General features: G+C 70.0%; 13 protein-coding genes and 1 tRNA gene. 10 read left to right on the forward strand and 4 right to left on the reverse strand.

All coding sequences use genetic code 11. The features are described from left to right. Positions 1-20: 20 nt before the first annotated feature. Positions 21-1,634 carry a beta-N-acetylhexosaminidase gene (locus IE274_RS02560; protein WP_190113848.1) on the reverse strand — a complete coding sequence of 538 codons (1,614 nt, stop codon included), beginning with the start codon at positions 1,632-1,634 and terminating at the stop codon, positions 21-23. A 126-nt stretch (positions 1,635-1,760) separates the two neighbouring features. Between IE274_RS02560 and IE274_RS02565 the strand changes: the two genes are divergently transcribed. From IE274_RS02565 to glmS, 3 genes are all read left to right on the forward strand, one after another. Further along, entirely contained in the window at positions 1,761-2,657 is an 897-nt protein-coding gene (locus IE274_RS02565; protein WP_190113849.1) for a DUF4429 domain-containing protein, read from the forward strand. Between the two features lie 98 nt (positions 2,658-2,755). Then, positions 2,756-3,013: a hypothetical protein gene (locus IE274_RS02570; protein ID WP_190113850.1), complete on the forward strand. Its 258-nt coding sequence runs from the start codon at positions 2,756-2,758 to the stop codon at positions 3,011-3,013. A gap of 30 nt (positions 3,014-3,043) precedes the next feature. After that, entirely contained in the window at positions 3,044-4,861 is a 1,818-nt protein-coding gene (gene glmS / locus IE274_RS02575) for a glutamine--fructose-6-phosphate transaminase (isomerizing) (RefSeq protein ID WP_190113851.1), read from the forward strand. 406 nt (positions 4,862-5,267) lie between these two features. Here glmS and IE274_RS02580 read toward each other — a convergent pair whose 3' ends face one another. After that, positions 5,268-5,792 carry a universal stress protein gene (locus tag IE274_RS02580; RefSeq protein ID WP_030360002.1) on the reverse strand — a complete coding sequence of 175 codons (525 nt, stop codon included), beginning with the start codon at positions 5,790-5,792 and terminating at the stop codon, positions 5,268-5,270. 531 nt (positions 5,793-6,323) lie between these two features. Between IE274_RS02580 and IE274_RS40285 the strand changes: the two genes are divergently transcribed. The 4 genes from IE274_RS40285 (at position 6,324) to IE274_RS02600 (ending at position 9,247) form a co-directional block, all read left to right on the forward strand. Further along, positions 6,324-6,737 carry a hypothetical protein gene (locus tag IE274_RS40285; protein WP_372447240.1) on the forward strand — a complete coding sequence of 138 codons (414 nt, stop codon included), beginning with the start codon at positions 6,324-6,326 and terminating at the stop codon, positions 6,735-6,737. A 396-nt stretch (positions 6,738-7,133) separates the two neighbouring features. Next, complete coding sequence (locus IE274_RS02590; RefSeq protein WP_190113852.1) at positions 7,134-8,450, forward strand: helix-turn-helix domain-containing protein; 1,317 nt, start codon at positions 7,134-7,136, stop codon at positions 8,448-8,450. 10 nt (positions 8,451-8,460) lie between these two features. Further along, the gene (gene orn, locus IE274_RS02595) at positions 8,461-9,063 is read left to right on the forward strand and encodes an oligoribonuclease (protein ID WP_190113853.1); all 603 of its coding nucleotides are present in this window, start codon (positions 8,461-8,463) and stop codon (positions 9,061-9,063) included. A gap of 111 nt (positions 9,064-9,174) precedes the next feature. After that, positions 9,175-9,247: transfer RNA gene (locus tag IE274_RS02600), tRNA-His, on the forward strand. A gap of 85 nt (positions 9,248-9,332) precedes the next feature. Here the strand turns inward: IE274_RS02600 and IE274_RS02605 are convergent. Both IE274_RS02605 and IE274_RS02610 read right to left on the reverse strand, forming a co-directional pair. Beyond that, the gene (locus IE274_RS02605) at positions 9,333-9,746 is read right to left on the reverse strand and encodes an FxLYD domain-containing protein (RefSeq protein ID WP_190113854.1); all 414 of its coding nucleotides are present in this window, start codon (positions 9,744-9,746) and stop codon (positions 9,333-9,335) included. 191 nt (positions 9,747-9,937) lie between these two features. Continuing rightward, positions 9,938-10,993, reverse strand: a complete 1,056-nt coding sequence (locus tag IE274_RS02610) for a LacI family DNA-binding transcriptional regulator (protein WP_190113855.1) — start codon at positions 10,991-10,993, stop codon at positions 9,938-9,940. 260 nt (positions 10,994-11,253) lie between these two features. Here IE274_RS02610 and IE274_RS02615 point away from each other — a divergent pair, with 260 nt between their 5' ends. From IE274_RS02615 to IE274_RS02625, 3 genes are read left to right on the forward strand one after another with little or no spacing between them, the layout of a single operon-like run. Then, entirely contained in the window at positions 11,254-12,591 is a 1,338-nt protein-coding gene (locus IE274_RS02615; protein ID WP_190113856.1) for an ABC transporter substrate-binding protein, read from the forward strand. Between the two features lie 7 nt (positions 12,592-12,598). Then, on the forward strand, positions 12,599-13,624 hold the full coding sequence (locus tag IE274_RS02620; RefSeq protein WP_229909104.1) for a carbohydrate ABC transporter permease: 1,026 nt from the start codon (positions 12,599-12,601) through the stop codon (positions 13,622-13,624). A 9-nt stretch (positions 13,625-13,633) separates the two neighbouring features. Further along, positions 13,634-14,485 carry a carbohydrate ABC transporter permease gene (locus tag IE274_RS02625; protein WP_190113857.1) on the forward strand — a complete coding sequence of 284 codons (852 nt, stop codon included), beginning with the start codon at positions 13,634-13,636 and terminating at the stop codon, positions 14,483-14,485. Positions 14,486-14,522: the final 37 nt, after the last annotated feature.

Genomic DNA, 14,522 nt, shown 5'->3' on the forward strand with positions numbered 1-14,522 from the left:
CACGAATGCCCCTGCCGTCCCTAGCGCTTGCCGGGCCAGGGCACCTGCGGCGACTTGTAGTAGGTGATGCCGAGCGCGTCCCAGCGCGGCGCCTGCTCCGCGAGCCGCGTCCTGTACGTGTTCCAGTCGTGCGTGGACGCGGGCGACCAGCCGAGCTCGGCGATGCCGGGCAGGCGCGGGAACGCCATGTAGTCCAGCTGCGCGGGCGTGGACAGGGTCTCCGTCCACAGCGGCGCCTCGACGCCGAGCACCGCGTCGGCCGGGGCCCCTTGCAGATACGTGCCCGGGTCCCAGTCGTAGGAGCGCTGCACCTCGACGTAGCCCGCCCAGGACAGGCCGAGCGGGGTGTCCTTGTCGTACTTCATGTCGAGGTAGGCGCGGTCGGCCGGGGAGAGCACCAGCTTGGTGCCCTTCTTCGCCGCGTTCACGACCTGGTCGCGCTCGGCCTGGCCGGTGCGGTCGTAGCCCCAGTACTGGGCGACGGCGCCCTGGACCGGGTTGGCCCCGGCCAGTTGGTGCCAGCCCATCACGTTCTTGCCGTACTTGGTGACGAGGGGCTGCACCTTGCCCATGAACGTCACGAAGTCCTCGTGGCTGGTGGAGTGCGCCTCGTCGCCGCCGATGTGCACGCTCCCGCCGGGCGTGAGCGCGCTCAGCTCCCGGACGACGTCCGCCACGAACTTGTACGTCACGTCCTTCTTGACGCACAGCGAGCTGAAGCCGACGTTCGTGCCGGTGTACAGCGGTGGCGCGACGCCGTCGCAGTTCAGTTCGGCGTACGAGGCGAGCGCGGCGTTGGTGTGGCCCGGCATGTCGATCTCCGGGACGACCTCCATCTGCCGGGACGCGGCGTAGGCGACGATCTCCTTGTACTGGGCCTTGGTGTAGTGGCCGCCGGGGCCACCGCCGACCTGGGTGGAACCGCCGTACGTGGCCAGGCGCGGCCAGGAGTCGATGGCGATGCGCCACCCCTGGTCGTCGCTCAGGTGCAGATGCAGCTTGTTCATCTTGTACAGCACCATCTGGTCGATGTAGCGCTTGACGTGCTCGACCGGGAAGAAGTGCCGGGACACGTCCAGCATCGAACCGCGGTAGGCGTAGCGCGGCTTGTCCTTGATGGTGCCGCCCGCGATCAGCCACGGTCCCGGCTGCTTGGTCTTCCGCTCCGCGGCGGCGGGCAGCTGCTGGCGCACCGTCTGCACGCCGTAGAAGAGACCGGCGGACGACCGGGACGTGATGGTGAGGGAGCCGCGCTTGGAGATGACGCGGTAGCCCTCGTCGCCGAGGGCCCTGTTCGCCGGCTCGGCACTGATGCGCAGCCGGATGGCGTCGCCGCCCCCGCGGTCGGTGACCGGGAGGCGGTAGCCGGTGGAGGGGCGCAGGACGCCCGCGAGGTACTCGCCGACGCGGCGCTCCTCGGGCCGGTCGCCGACGCGTATGCGGGTCTTGGAGGTGATCTCGAACGCGGATCCGCCCGGCTCCGCCTGCAGGGGCACCGGCACGACGCGGCCGAGCGGAACGGGCTCGGCCCGGTCGGGAGCGGGGCCGGGGGCGGCCGCCGAGGACGATGTCCCGGCAGCGGCGATCAGCAGGAGTGATCCGATGACACAGGCAGTTCTGTGGTGCTGTCTCACAAGCGGGTCCCTTCGCCGGGCAACGCGGATGTGACGCAGTCGAACCGTTCACCATGCGTACCGCGCACCCCAGACCAGGTCAAGGTGTAGACCACCTGGCCCAGCACACGATGCGAGAATCAGTTCATGGCGGAAATCATCCAGCGCGACGGCACCTGGACCTTCGACGGAGAGACGCTGCGGCTCGTCCCCGGCCGCGACAAAGCCGTCTCGTTGCTGCGCAAGACCCTCGGCGAACTCACGGTGCCGCTCACGGCGTTGGCGGGCATCGCCTTCGAACAGGGGAAGAAGAGCGGCCGGCTGCGACTGCGCCTGCGGGACGGCGCGGACCCGCTGCTCCAGGCGACGGGCGGCAAACTCACCGACGCCTCCGACCCGTACCAACTCACCGTGGAGCCGGACCGGTACGGCGTCGCGGAGTACGTGGTCGACGAGGTGCGCAACGCGCTGCTCCTGGAGCAGGTCCCCGCCAAGCGCTGCGAGAGCTATCTGTTGTCGGGCCCCTCGGTGCCGCTGCAGGTCGCCGCCGGTGACGCCACGGTGAGCTTCGACGGGGAGCACGTCCGCCTGGAGTGGAACTGGAAGACGGAGGAGGCCAAGGCCGCGTCCGGCACCCGCTCCATCGACCTCGCCGATGTCGCCGCCGTGGAGTGGCAGCCCGCCATAGGCCTGGAGAACGGGTATCTGCGGTTCACGGTGAAGAACGCCCCCACCAAGGCCCCGCCGAAGTACGACCCGAACTCCGTGGAGCTGTGGGGCTTCAAGAAGGACCCGCTGATGGCGCTCGTCGCGGCGGCCGTGCAGGCCCGCCTGCCGCACCCGGCCACGCCCGCGAAGGCGGCGCTCGCCGAGGACGCGCCGGCCGCCTCCGACGCCCCGGCCGCGCTGCCCGCCGCCCCGGCCGAGGACAGCCATGACGCGCTGCTCCGGCGGCTGCGGGAGCTGGGTGAGCTGCACCAGAGCGGCATCCTCACGGACGAGGAGTTCGCGGCGGCCAAGCAGGCGGTGCTGAAGCGGATGTGAAGGGGTTCGGGGCCCGATAAAAGTACGGACCAAGCCGCTCCTGCCCGATATCGGGCAGGATTCTTGCGAAAGCTCCCCTCGTACCCCAGGATCAACGGGTGCACGAAGAACTTGTCGATCACCTGACGCGCTCCACCCAGCTCCATCGCGGCGAGGCGCTGCGGGTGATCCAGGACGTGCTCGCGTACTTCGACGAGACGACCGAGGCGTTCGTCCGCCGCCGCCACCGTGAGCTCCAGGGTCAGGGCCTGGTGAACACGGAGATCTTCGAGCGGATCGCGGCGGACCTGCGCTATCGCGCGGTCGCGCCGCCCGAGCTCACGCTCAGACAGCTGCGCCGCGTCGTCTACGGCTGACCCCTGTCCACACCAACCCGAGGGACCCTTATGTGCGGAATCGTCGGATATATCGGCAAGCGTGATGTCGCCCCGCTGCTCCTGGAAGGCCTGCAGCGCCTGGAGTACCGCGGCTACGACTCCGCGGGCGTCGTGATCACCAGCCCGAAGGCCACCGGCCTGAAGATGGTCAAGGCCAAGGGCCGCGTCCGCGACCTGGAGGCCCGCGTCCCCAAGCGCTTCACCGGTACCACCGGCATCGCCCACACCCGCTGGGCCACCCACGGCGCCCCCTCCGACGAGAACGCCCACCCCCACCTGGACGGCGAGAACAAGGTCGCCGTCGTCCACAACGGCATCATCGACAACGCCTCCGAGCTGCGCGCCAAGCTGACCGCGGACGGCGTCGAGTTCCGCTCCGAGACCGACACCGAGGTGATCACCCACCTCATCGCCCGCTCCACGGCCGAGAAGCTGGAGGACCGGGTCCGCGAGGCGCTTCGCCACATCGAGGGCACGTACGGCATCGCCGTCCTGCACGCCGACTTCAACGACCGCATCGTCGTCGCCCGCAACGGCTCGCCCGTCGTCCTCGGCATCGGCGAGAAGGAGATGTTCGTCGCCTCGGACGTCGCCGCCCTGGTCTCGCACACCCGCCAGGTCGTCACCCTCGACGACGGCGAGATGGCCACCATCAAGGCCGACGACTACCGCACGTACACGACCGAGGGTTCGCGCACCTCGGCCGAGCCGACCACCGTGGAGTGGGAGGCCGAGTCGTACGACATGGGCGGCCACGACACGTACATGCACAAGGAGATCTTCGAGCAGCCCGACGCGGTGGACCGCGTCCTGCGCGGCCGCATCGACGACCGCTTCGCCACCGTGCACCTCGGCGGCCTGAACCTGGACGCGCACGACGCCCGCAAGGTGCGCCGCGTCAAGATCCTCGGCTGCGGCACCTCGTACCACGCGGGCATGATCGGCGCCCAGATGATCGAGGAGCTGGCCCGCATCCCCGCCGACGCCGAGCCCGCCTCGGAGTTCCGCTACCGCAACGCGGTCGTCGACCCCGACACCCTGTACGTCGCCGTCTCCCAGTCCGGCGAGACCTACGACGTGCTCGCCGCCGTGCAGGAGCTCAAGCGCAAGGGCGCCCGCGTCTTCGGCGTCGTGAACGTCGTCGGCTCCGCGATCGCCCGCGAGGCGGACGCGGGCGTGTACGTGCACGCGGGCCCGGAGGTCTGCGTCGTCTCCACCAAGTGCTTCACCAACACCACCGTCGCCTTCGCGCTGCTCGCCCTGCACCTGGGCCGCATCCGTGACCTGTCGGCCTCCGACGGCAAGCGGATCATCGCGGGCCTGCGCCAACTGCCCGCGCAGATCGAGCAGATGCTGGCGCGCGAGGACGAGATCAAGAAGCTCGCGGAGGAGTACGCCGACGCCAGGTCGATGCTGTTCATCGGCCGGGTGCGCGGTTACCCCGTGGCGCGCGAGGCCTCCCTGAAGCTCAAGGAGATCTCCTACATCCACGCCGAGGCCTACCCCGCGTCGGAGTTGAAGCACGGCCCGCTCGCCCTGATCGAGCCCGCCCTGCCGACGGTCGCGATCGTCCCCGACGACGACCTCCTGGAGAAGAACCGCGCCGCCCTGGAGGAGATCAAGGCCCGCAGCGGCAAGATCCTCGCGGTCGCCCACCAGGAGCAGGAGAAGGCCGACCACACGATCGTCGTCCCGAAGAACGAGGACGAGCTCGACCCGATCCTGATGGGCATCCCGCTCCAGCTCCTCGCCTACCACACGGCCCTGGTCCTGGGCCGGGACATCGACAAGCCGAGGAATCTCGCGAAGTCGGTCACGGTGGAGTAGTCCTGCCACTGATCACGGCGGCGAAAATTGAGCAACCCCCACGGTGAGCAACCACCTCCGCGAGAGCGGCGGCGGTTTAGCCGCAAAGGGGCGAACGGTCCCCTGTGTGTGCCACCAAACGCACAGGGGACCGTTCTTCGAGGGACCGGGGTCGCCCATTACCCCGGCCCGCGCCTGCTCAGCCGGCGGCCGTCACCCCCCGACCTGCAGGGCATACACCGCGCACGTCGGCGCGGAACGCCGGACGCCGCCGTACGGGCACTGGGCCGTGGTTGCCCCAACAAGCGGTATGTACCCTTCACAAGGGCACGAACCACCTCTACGCGCGAGTAGATTTATGCGTCGCCAGCAGGCGGCCGACGCCGCGCACTCCTCATCCCACCTGGGACGAAAGGGAGTTGCGGAGCTACGGGATCACGACGACGGGCCGTTGCGCACGGCGCGCGAGACGGCCCGCGACCGAGCCGAAGATGCGCCCCACGATCCCGTGCGTCGAGCCGACCACGATGGCGTCCGCGGAGTACTCCCGGCCGACCTCTTCGAGTTCGTGGCAGATGTCGCCGCCGCGCTCGACCAGGATCCAGGGCACCTCCGACAGATACTCCGCGCAAGCCAGTTCGAGGCCGAGGACCTCGGTGCGGTGGTCGGGGACGTCGACGAAGACCGGGGGTTCGCAGCCCGCCCAGACGGTGGTGGGCAGCCGGTTGGCGACGTGGACGATGATCAGGCCGGAGCCGGATCGGTGTGCCATCCCGATCGCGTAGGCGAGGGCCCGCTCGCTGGATGTCGAGCCGTCGAAGCCGACGACGACACCGTGCCGGAAGGCGGGATCGCAGGAGTGACGTGGTTCTTCCGCCGCTTGGGGGGTCGCGCTCGGATCGGCGACCTGCCGCTTGCGGTTCGCGGGTTCGGAGAATTCGTGACCGGCCATCGGTGTCTCGGCGAAGGAGTCCTCTGTGGGAGGGTCGGCTTTTTCCAGGTGCGCGGTCTGGCTGCGCGGTAGGGAACATGGCGGTACAAGCAGGTTCGGATGTGTGCGGATCACCGCAGGTCGGGCACTGTGGCGAAGCACATCACCGGACGCGTGTCCGGGAATCATCTTCCCAACCCCTTACCCCCAAGGGTACGGCCGCACTCCTCTCCTGCCCAGCTCTCGACGAGCCTCGTCCGGGTCCCCGCGGAACCCGCCCGGGAGGTGCCCCGGGGCGCCGCCGCAGGCCTGTTCGAGGCCCGCAAAAGGCCCCACTGAGGCCTCACGGCGTTCACCGGAGCATGCATGAGCCGGGCCCGGATGGCAATGGCGGCTGCCCCGTACAGGCGGTTTGCGCCCGGTTCGCGCGCGCGGCCCCTTCAGGCCAGTGACCGGCCGGTCGGCCGCGCGTTGAACCCTTGAAACCACTCTTTCGGAGACATCCGCCGCCACCGCCACACCGTGCGAAACCACTGCCGCAGGGAGCACGCCGTGCCAGGACCGTCCACCGCCGCCCCGGTCGTCGCAGCCACCACCCGCCGCCGCGCGCCCGAGGGGGCGCGCGAGCGCCGGGCCCCCTCGGTCCCGACGCCCCGCCCCGCCCGGACCCCGGCCCCCGCCCCGCAGGAAGCGGCGAGCGACGTGGTGCGCTGGGCGGCGTTCTCCTGCGTCCTGGTTCCGGTGGTCCTCGTCGGGTACGGGACCTCGCTGGCCGGCGCGGGCGGAGCGGCCCTCGGACTCGCCGCCGTGACCGGGGTGTGCCGAGTGCTCCTGCAGCAGTCCGAGCGCGGGGCCGCGCGGGCGCGCGCGCAGCGGGGTGCGGGCACGCGCGGACGGCGGCAGCGGCAGGCGCCCGGGGCGCACCGGGGCGGCCGTCGTCCGGGGCCGGATGCGCCGGTGGACTGACTGATTCCCACGCACTCCCCCGTATGTTTTCAGCCAACTTCCCAGCCGTCGACATTCCCAGGCGGAACAGGGGGTCAACGCACGTCTCACCAGGGGCGAAAGGAGCGGGGAAAGGCTCTGCACCCTACGTTGACCGGCCACTGGCACAAGGCGCACTTCCCTGCGCGGCCCGTGAGTGCGACGCTTCGTGATCGAATGCTTCACGCCAAGTTGCCATGTCGACAATGCGCCGGGTGCTGAACTGGTCACAGCGGCGTCACACGACGCAGTAGATTCGATCTTGACTGTAGTACGGCGGGGGACTGGTGGAGGACCGAGGGGAAACGTGCAGGAGCGACAGGCCCAAAAAGCACGTCAAGAACAGGGAGCCGCGACGACCGAGGGGGGCTTAGCACCATGAGCCACGACTCCACTGCCGTGCAGGAAGCCGCGGCGCGGAAACTCTCCGGGCGGCGACGTCGGGAGATCGTCGCGGTGCTGCTCTTCAGCGGTGGTCCCATTTTCGAGAGTTCCATACCTCTCTCCGTGTTCGGCATTGACCGGCAGGACGCGGGAGTACCCCGATACCGGCTGCTCGTATGCGCCGGTGAAGAGGGGCCGCTGCGCACCACCGGCGGGCTCGAACTGACCGCGCCCCACGGGCTGGAGGCGATCTCGCGGGCGGGCACCGTAGTGGTGCCGGCCTGGCGCTCGATCACATCGCCGCCCCCGTTGGAGGCACTCGACGCGCTGCGCCGCGCGCACGAGGAGGGCGCACGCATCGTCGGGCTCTGCACCGGCGCGTTCGTCCTGGCCGCGGCCGGTTTACTGGACGGCCGACCGGCGACGACGCACTGGATGTACGCGCCGACGCTGGCCAAGCGCTACCCGTCCGTGCACGTCGACCCGCGCGAGCTGTTCGTCGACGACGGCGATGTGCTCACGTCGGCCGGCACCGCGGCCGGAATTGATCTCTGCCTGCACATCGTGCGCACGGATCACGGCAATGAGGCGGCGGGCGCACTCGCCCGCAGGCTCGTCGTGCCACCGCGCCGGGCCGGCGGCCAGGAACGCTACCTGGACCGGTCGCTGCCGGAGGAGATCGGCGCCGACCCGCTCGCCGAGGTCGTCGCCTGGGCGCTGGAACACCTCCACGAGCAGTTCGACGTGGAGACGCTGGCCGCCCGCGCCTACATGAGCCGGCGCACCTTCGACCGGCGGTTCCGCTCGCTCACCGGGAGCGCTCCCCTGCAGTGGCTGATCACCCAGCGGGTGCTGCAGGCACAGCGGCTCCTGGAGACCTCCGACTACTCCGTCGACGAGGTCGCCGGGCGCTGCGGGTTCCGCTCGCCGGTCGCGCTGCGCGGCCACTTCCGGCGTCAGCTCGGCTCCTCGCCCGCGGCCTACCGCGCGGCGTACCGGGCGCGGCGGCCGCAGAACGAGCGATCCCTGGAGTCCGCGTCGGCACCGTCGGCGGCCCCGGCCGCCTCCGGGGCCACCGCGGCGGCCGCCATGGCCACCGGACCCTCGGTGGTCGCCACGGACGGGCCAGGACCTGGTCCGGGCGGAAATCCCGGTCTGACACCGGGCCCCGTCCCGTCCCAGACCCGGCGTACGGCCGCCGCCAGCTCACTCGGCGCCGCGGCTTCGCTGCCGATGGATCCGGGCAAGCCGCACTCCGACGCGTACGCGCCGGGCCGCACTCCCCTGCCCGGTCAGAGGAGCGCGCCGTAGGGTTGGGCGCATGAACGATCGCATGGTGTGGATCGACTGCGAGATGACCGGGCTCTCGCTGACGGACGACGCACTTATCGAGGTGGCCGCACTGGTCACCGACTCGGAACTGAACGTGCTCGGCGAAGGTGTGGACATCGTGATCCGCCCGCCGGACGCGGCCCTGGAGACCATGCCCGAGGTGGTGCGGCAGATGCACACCACCTCGGGGCTCCTCGACGAGCTGGCCGGCGGCACCACGCTGGCCGACGCCGAGGAGCAGGTCATCGCCTACATCCGGCAGCACGTGAAGGAGCCCCGCAAGGCCCCGCTGTGCGGCAACTCGGTCGGCACGGACCGCGGCTTCCTGCTGCGGGACATGCCGACCCTCGAGGACTTCCTGCACTACCGCATCGTCGACGTCTCCTCCATCAAGGAGCTGGCCCGGCGCTGGTACCCGCGGGCGTACTTCAACAGCCCGGACAAGAACGGCAACCACCGCGCCCTCGCCGACATCCGCGAGTCCATCGCGGAGCTGCGCTACTACCGCGAGGCGATCTTCGTCCCGCAGCCCGGGCCCGACTCCGACACCGCCAAGTCGATCGCCGCGAAGCACGTCCTGCCTGCGGATTAACCCTCCGCGGCACCCCGTGTACGGGGTCCGTAAAAGGGGTGCGCGAGCACCCCTTCGGACCCTGTACACTTTTTCTCGGCCGGTCAGAAGAACACCAAAGACCGGCTCATGGTGGGTGTAGCTCAGTTGGTAGAGCACCTGGTTGTGGTCCAGGTGGCCGCGGGTTCAAGTCCCGTCACTCACCCTGAAGGATCGGCCCCTGACCCGGGAACGGGTTGGGGGCCGATTTGTTTCCCTGGCAGGGGCGGCCCGTCTGCACGGGGCAGGGCTCAGGAAGCATGACGCGTCACATCAGTGATCCGGCAGACGACCTTCCCCGAAGCCTCCCGGAAGCCGGACGCGGACTCGTTCGCGACCTGGTCCGGCGCCAAGTTGCTCGTACCAGCAACTCCCTCGGCGATGCGCACGCCGTCGGCGTCCACGAACTCCACCTCGACCCAGTAGTCGGACGTCTTCGAGCTGTGGTTGGTGATGCGCAACTCAGCGTTGGGCCAGCGGGTATTCGGCTCCACCGAACACTTGATGATCTCCACATCGGCGCGCGGACCCGACACGGGCGGAGCGGTCTGCTCCTGCGAGGGGCTCCTGCCGGGCGGCGTCTCCTCGTCGCTGCCGCCGATGAGCGCCACCGCCACCAAGATCGCCATCAGGGCGACGGCCATCAGGACCACGTACAGAAGCACCCGCCCGAGCCGCCTCCTCTTGGGCGGAGGGCGCTGCCCCCACCCACTCGGCGGTGCTGCGGCAGGAGGCCGCTGAGGTGACATGGCGCCCTCAGGTGGGGCGTGGGGCTAATACGTCAAGCATCTCTCCGCACGGCGAAAAGCGCACGTCAGGCCTTGTCTCCGGGGCCGCGCGCACAGCGCCGAGCGCCTCAGGACGACGCCCTGCACACCAGTTCCGTAGGCAGCACGATCTGCTGGCGGGCGAGGTGGCGGGTCCCGGCGGGGCGGGTGTCGGCTATTTCGGCGAGGAGGACGTCAGTCATGGTGCGGCCCATCTCGGTGATGGGCTGGCGCACGCTGGTCAGCGGTGGGTCCATATGGCGGGCGATGGCCGAGTCGTCGAAGCCGACCAGGGCCACGTCGTCCGGTATCCGGCGGCCGACCTCGCGCAGGACCTGGCGGGCGCCCGCGGCCATCACGTCCGAGCCGGCGAAGACCGCGTCCAGGTCGGGGCGGCGGGCCAGGAGCTCGGTCATGGCGCGGCGGCCGCCGTCCTCGGTGAAGTCACCGCGGGCTATCAGGGACTCCTCGACGGGGTGGCCCGCCTCGGTGAGGGCGTCGCGGTAGCCGTCGAGGCGGCGCTGGGCGCCGTACACGTCCAGGCGCCCCGTGATCGTGGCTATCGTGCGGCGGCCCCGGTCGAGGAGGTGACCGACGGCCGCGCGGGCGCCCGCGAAGTTGTCGGAGTCGACGGAGGCCAGCGGCTCGTCGGCCGAGCGGCGGCCGCTGATCACGGCGGGGATGCCGAGCTGCCGGAGCAGGTCGGGAAGGGGGTCGTCGGCGTGGACGGAGACGAGCAGGACGCCGTCCACGCGGTGCGCCGACAGGTACTGGGCGAGGCTGCGGCGCTCCCGGTCACCGCCCGCGAACGTCAGCAGGAGCTGCATGTCCGTCTCGGCGAGCGCCGCGCCCACCCCGTGGATGATGTCCGAGAAGTACGGCTCGGCGAAGAACCGCGACTCCGGCTCGGGCACGACCACGGCGATCGAGTCCGTACGGTTCGCGGCGAGCGCGCGGGCCGCCGTGTTCGGGACATAGCCGAGCTCCGCGACCGCCTCCTCGACGGCGGCCCGCGTGTGCTCGCTCACCCGGGGCGAACCGTTGATCACCCGGGACACGGTGCCGCGCCCGACCCCCGCCCGCGCGGCGACCTGCTCCAGCGTGGGCCGTGCCCCGCCGCGCCCCCTGGGCTGACCGCTCCCCATCAGTGCCTCCCCACGACGCGAATCTAACAGCCACGCCACGACCACCAGCGACGGCGCCCGCGGCCCGCAACTCCCGGCGTCCGGTGCCTTGACACCCCCCTGGCGAGCCGCGACCCTTCAAGGCATCACACATGGGAGCGCTCCCACCCTACCCGGCTCTTACACGACCCGCACGTCCCGTCCGAGCCAATTCCTACCAACTCGCCCATTTCATATGAGAGTTGACCGGCTTTCGGTACGTCCGGGACCAGGAGGACGCAATGCGCTACAGGACTCGAACGTCCCGCACGGCCGTGGTCCTCGCGGCCGTCACCACTCTTGCCGCCGGACTGCTCGCCGGCTGCGCGGAGGACTCCGACGAGGACGAGCCCGGTGGCTCCTCGGGCGGCGGCGGGGGCGGAAAGGGCAAGACGACCCTGACCGTCGGGGTGTTCGGCGCCTTCGGCCTGCAGGAGGCCGGTCTCTACGACGAGTACGAGAAGCTCAACCCCGACATCAACATCAAGCAGAACTCCGTACAGCGCAACGAGAACTACTGGCCCGCCCTCCTCACCCACCTGAGCAGCGGCAGCGGCCTCTCCGACGTCCAGGCCGTCGAGGTCGGCAACATCGCCGAGCTGACCGGCACCCACGCGTCCAAGCTGGTGGATCTCGGCAAGACCTCCGGCGTCGACAAGAACGCCTACCTCGACTGGAAGTGGCAGCAGGGCACCACCGACGACGGCAAGACGATCGGTCTCGGCACCGACATCGGGCCGACCGGCATCTGTTACCGCAAGGACCTGTTCAAGAAGGCCGGTCTGCCCACGGACCGGGAGGCGGTCGGCAAGCTCTGGGCGGGCGACTGGAGCAAGTACCTGGACGCGGGCAAGCGGTACCAGAAGAAGGCGCCCAAGGGCACCGCCTTCGTCGACGGCGCCACCGGCGTGATGGCGGCCGTGCACGCCTCCGGCAAGGAGAAGTTCTACGACGCCGAGGGCGAGCTGATCTACCAGGACAGCGCGGGCGTGCAGGAGGGCTGGGACCTCGCGGCGCAGTTCGCCGAGGCCGGACTCACCGCCAAGCTCCAGCAGTTCCAGCCCAGTTGGGACCAGGCCTTCTCCAACGGCTCCTTCGCCACCGTGACCTGCCCGCCCTGGATGCTCGGCTACATCAAGGACAAGGCGGGCGACAAGGGCGAGGACCAGTGGGACGTCGCCGCCGCGCCGAAGCCCGGCAACTGGGGCGGCTCCTTCCTGACCGTGCCCGAGGCGGGCAAGAACAAGGAGGAGGCCGCCAAGCTCGTCGCCTGGCTGACCGCCCCGAAGCAGCAGGCCAAGCTGTTCGACAAGCGGGCCAGCTTCCCGAGCGCCGAGGCCGCGTACGGGCTGCCCGAGGTGAAGGACGCCAAGAACCCCTACTTCGGCGACGCGCCCGTCGGACAGGTCTTCGCCAAGGCCGCCGAGGGCGTGCCGGTCCAGCCCATCGGCCCCAAGGACGGGATCATCTCCCAGTACCTGGCCGACACCGGGATGCTCGGCGTCGACCAGAAGGGCACGTCTCCCGACAAGGCCTGGGACAAGGCAGTGAAGACGATCGACAACGCACTGGACCAGTGATCATCCGGTGACCGACATCCCGAGCGACACCCGTACCGCCGCGCCCTCCACGGGGGAGGAGGGCGCGGCCCCGCGCGCGCGGGCCGTGGCAGCGCTCGACCCGGCCGCCGAGCGCCGCCGGGCCCGGCGCAGCCGCCGCTACCGCTGGGACATGAAGTGGAGTCCCTACGCCCTGATCGCGCCGTTCTTCCTCTTCTTCATCGCCTTCGGCCTCTTCCCGCTGCTGTACACGGGGTGGGCCTCGCTGCACCGCGTGGAGCTGGGGACGCCCACGGACATGGAGTGGGTGGGGCTGCGCAACTTCTCGCGGCTGCTGGAGGACGACTTCTTCTGGAACGCGCTGCGCAACACCTTCACCATCGGCATCATCTCGACGGTGCCGCAGCTGGTGATGGCGCTCGGCATCGCCCACCTCCTTCACTACCGCCTGCGCGGCTCCATGTTCTTCCGCGTCGCGATCCTCACCCCCTACGCCACCTCCGTGGCCGCGGCGACCCTCGTCTTCGTGCTCATGTTCAGCCGTACCGACCACGGCATGATCAACTGGGCGCTCGGGCTCATCGGCGTCGATGCCGTGGACTGGCAGAACGGCGACTGGACCGCGCAGTTCGCCGTGTCCTCGATCGTCATCTGGCGGTGGACCGGCTACAACGCGCTGATCTATCTCGCCGCGATGCAGGCCATCCCCAACGATCTGTACGAGTCGGCGGCGCTGGACGGCGCGAGCCGCTGGCAGCAGTTCCGGCACGTCACGATTCCCTCGCTGCGGCCGACGATCCTGTTCACCTGTGTGGTGTCGACGATCGGGGCGACCCAGCTCTTCGGTGAGCCGCTCCTGTTCAGCCAGGGCGCGAGCCCCACCGGCGGCTCCGACCACCAGTTCCAGACGCTCGGTCTCTATCTGTACGAACAGGGCTGGTTCAACCAGCACCTGGGCCGGTCCTCGGCGATCGCCTGGACCATGTTCCTGATTCTCGTCCTGATCGGCCTGGTCAACTGGGCGATCAGCCGCTGGATCCGCAGAAGCGCGTGAGGGGATGACGTGGCAAGCCTCAAGAAACGCGGCGCCGGGCGCCAACTGCACGGCGGCAAGGTGGCCTACGCCGTACTGATCCTGTTCACCATCGGCTCCCTCTTCCCCCTGGTGTGGACCGCGATCGCCGCGTCCCGCAACAACACGCGGCTCGCCGAGACGCCTCCGCCCTTCTGGTTCGGCGGGAACCTGTTCAAGAACCTGGAGATCGCCTGGACCGACGCCAACATGGGCACGGCCCTGATCAACACCCTGGTGGTGGCGGGCACCATCACCGTGGGCACCGTGCTCTTCTCCACCCTCGCGGGTTTCGCCTTCGCCAAGCTGCGCTTCCGCTTCCGGGGGCTCCTTCTGCTCCTTGTGATCGGCACGATGATGGTGCCGCCGCAGCTCAGTGTCGTACCGCTGTTCATGATGGTGGCCGAGTTCGGCTGGACCGATCAGCTGCAGTCGGTGATCCTGCCGACGCTGGTGAGCGCCTTCGGGGTGTTTTTCATGCGGCAGTACCTCATCGAGGCGCTGCCCACCGAGGTGATCGAGGCCGCCCGGGTCGACGGGGCCAGCAGTCTGCGGCTGATCTGGCACGTGGTGTTCCCCGCGGCCCGGCCCGCGATGGCCGTCCTCGGCATGCTGACCTTCGTCATGGCCTGGAACGACTTCTTCTGGCCCATCATCGCGCTGACCCAGGGCGGCGAGCCGACCGTGCAGGTGGCCCTCGCCGGACTCGGCCGCGGCCAGATCCCCGACCAGTCCGTGATCATGGCGGGCGCGCTGCTCGGGACGCTGCCGCTGCTCATCGCCTTCGTCCTGTTCGGCAAGCAGATCGTGGGCGGCATCATGCAGGGCGCCGTCAAGGGCTGACCCGCACCACCGCTCCTCGCCGCACCCCCACGACTCG

The organism is Streptomyces flavofungini, from assembly GCF_014650815.1.
GTDB lineage: Bacteria > Actinomycetota > Actinomycetes > Streptomycetales > Streptomycetaceae > Streptomyces > Streptomyces flavofungini.